The 2,758-nt window shown below is 72.4% G+C and carries 2 protein-coding genes; one reads left to right on the top strand and one right to left on the bottom strand.

The window, feature by feature from the left end; all coding sequences use genetic code 11:
• Window positions 1-231: 231 nt before the first annotated feature.
• Window positions 232-1,485 (bottom strand): aminoacetone oxidase family FAD-binding enzyme, encoded by a 1,254-nt coding sequence (locus KBA23_RS16665; RefSeq protein ID WP_290743357.1) that lies wholly within the window; start codon window positions 1,483-1,485, stop codon window positions 232-234.
• Window positions 1,486-1,563: 78 nt separating this feature from the next.
• Here KBA23_RS16665 and KBA23_RS16660 point away from each other — a divergent pair.
• On the top strand, window positions 1,564-2,758 hold a 1,195-nt coding region (locus tag KBA23_RS16660; protein WP_290743355.1), incomplete at its 3' end, for a serine/threonine-protein kinase.

Raw genomic sequence — 2,758 nt, 5'->3', positions numbered from 1 at the left:
GTGCCGGCCTTCTGCGCGTCGTCGTCGGCGAAGACCTGGAGGGCGATGCCCCCCTTTCCGTCGTTGCCGTCGGCGCCAACTCCGGCGGCGATCGGGTGATGCCGCGTCTGGACGGACAGGCAGGAGTTGAGCAGCAGCGCTGCGACGAGCAGCGCGAAGTGTGGGGTCACCGGCGAGCGTTTCATGGCGGAGTGAATTGCATGTCCTGTGCCGGGGGTACCGCAGAGCCCGTCAGGGCGACGTGCGCAACGCAGCGGCCGCTTCCCGGCCGGCCACCGTGCCGCTCGCCCAGGCCCACTGGAAGTTGAAGCCGCCTATGCGGCCGTCGACGTCGAGGATCTCGCCGCAGAGGTGGAGGCCCGGGCACAGGCGCGACTCCATCGACTCCAGCCGGACCTGATCGAGCGGGATACCGCCGGCGGTCGCCTCGGCGTGGACGAAGCCGCGGTCGCCGGCGATCGGGATCTCCTGTTCGGTGAGCGCCCGCAACAGCGCTTGCCGCTCCTCCTTCTTCAGCCGGAGGGCGTTGGCCGCCGGGTCGAGGCCGGCGCTCACCAGCAGCGCGTCAGCCAGGCGATCGGGGAGCTTCTCCGCCAGCCAGCGTCCGAGGCTCCGCCGGCCGAGGTTCGCGAGCTCGGCGGCGAGGTTGCCGGGATCGGCGTCGGGCAGAAAGGCGACCACGAAGCGCGCCTGCGGGTCGGCCTGGCGGGCGGCGAGGAAGTGCCGGCTGGCGTCGAGCACCACCGGGCCGGAGAGGCCGAAGTGCGTGCACAGCAGGTCGCCGCGAAAGGTCGCCAGGCGCTTGCCGCTGCCGGCGCGAATCTCGAGGCGCGCCGGCACCGCGATGCCTTGCACTCCCGGCAGCCAGTGGCCGGCGGCCACGACCAGCGGCACCAGCGAGGGGAAGATCGTCGCCGTAGTGGTGTGCCCGAGGGCGCGCGCGAGAGCGAAGCCGGAGCCGTCGGAACCGCTCTTCGGCAACGCCTGCCCGCCGGCGGCGAGAATCACGCGTCGCGCCGCGACTTCCCCCCAGTCGCCGGCGACCACGAAGCCCTCCGCGCCGGGTGCGATCGTGGTCACCCGCCGTGGGTAGAGGAGCTGCGCGCCGGCCTCGCGCGCCGCGCGCAGCAGGGCCTCGAGGACGGTGCGCGCCTGGTCGGTCACCGGAAAGAGCTTGCCGGTCGGCTCGCGCTTCAGGACGACGCCAATGCCGCGGAAGAACTCGATCGTCGCCGCGACCGGCAGCTCGCGCAGCACCTTGGCGATCGAGTTCCGTGAAGAGCCGGCGAAGTCGGCGGCTTCGACTTCGAAATGAGTGACGTTGCAGCGCCCGCCGCCGGCAACGAGGATCTTGGCGCCCGGCGAACGCGCGCCGTCGAGGACGAGAATCCGCGTGCCTGGAGATCGCCGCCCGGCCTGGATCGCCGCCATCAGGCCGGCGGCGCCGCCGCCGATGACAGCCAGGTCGATGGTCGGCCTCGGCATGACCGGGAGTCTACAGGGCGGTTGTCGCGGATCGGCTGGCGAAGGACGTAGGATCCCCTCTCTCGAAGCGGAGGGCGGGTGGAGATTCGGCGGTGTACGAGCTGCGGCACGATCGCCGTGGTGGCGGGCGCGATCCGCTGTGCGAAGTGCGAAGGGCGCCTCGAGCTCGGTGACGAGCGCGAGCTCCTCGGGCGCCGCTTCGGCAGCTACACCCTCGTCGATGTCATCGGCGCCGGCGGCATGGGCGTGGTCTTTCGCGCCCGCCACGAGACTCTGGAGCGTGACGCAGCGGTCAAGCTCCTGCTTCCGGGCGAAACTGCCGAGAGCGCCCACCGCCGATTTCTCAATGAAGCGCGCCTCCTCGCCGGCCTTCGCCATCCGAACGTCGTGGCGGTCTATGACTTCGCCGAGACCGACTGGGGCGCGCCGTATCTCGTGCTCGAGCTGCTCGAAGGGCGCTCCGCCGAGGCTCTCCTCGCCGACTGCCGGGCGCGCGGCGAGAGCGGTTTGCCGCCGGCCGTGGTCGCCGCGATGCTCGCCGACGCCGTGGCCGGACTCGACGCCGCGCACGCCGCGGGGATCGTCCATCGCGACCTCAAGCCATCCAATCTCTTCGTCTCCTCGGAGGGCGGGCGCGCGGTCACCAAGGTGATCGACTTCGGCATCGCGCGGGCGGACTTCTCGGACAGCGAGGCAACCCGGCTCACGGCGAGCTCGGCAGTGGTGGGCACGCCGCTCTATCTCGCGCCCGAACAGCTACGGCGCGAAGCGACCGGCCCGGCCTGCGATCAGTATGCGCTGGCGCTCACGGCGTGCGAGCTGCTCACTGGCGTCGCTGTCCGCGAAGGCCTCACGCTCGCCCAGATCCTGCGCTTCGAGATCGCTGAGCCGGTGCCGGTGCGCGAGCGCTTCCCCGAGCTCGGCGGGGCGACGGCACGGGCGCTCGAACGCGCCACCGAGCCCGACCCCGCCCGCCGTCACGAAGATCTCGCCACCTTTCTCGATGCGCTGGCACTGCCGGCTGCAGGGCGTGGCGCCGACGAGCTCCTGGAGCGGGTGACGGCGCCGGCCGAGCCGAAGTCCGAGGCTCGGGAGCGATCGAGTGCGGTGGCTGCGCGGCTCGAGCGGTCCCGCACGACCGCCGCTACGGCGCCGCTTCGCCGCCGTCGCCGGACGCGTTTCGGCCGTGCAGCGGTCCGCGCAACCGTCGTCCTCGCAGCGGTCGTGGCCGTTGGTCTCGCCGTCTTCGCGGCCCTCCGGTTGGCACGGGGGG

Source organism: Amaricoccus sp., from assembly GCF_017995835.1.
Lineage (GTDB): Bacteria > Pseudomonadota > Alphaproteobacteria > Rhodobacterales > Rhodobacteraceae > Amaricoccus.
Note: the sequence above shows the minus strand (reverse complement) of the source record. Positions and strands in the feature narration are given on the sequence as shown.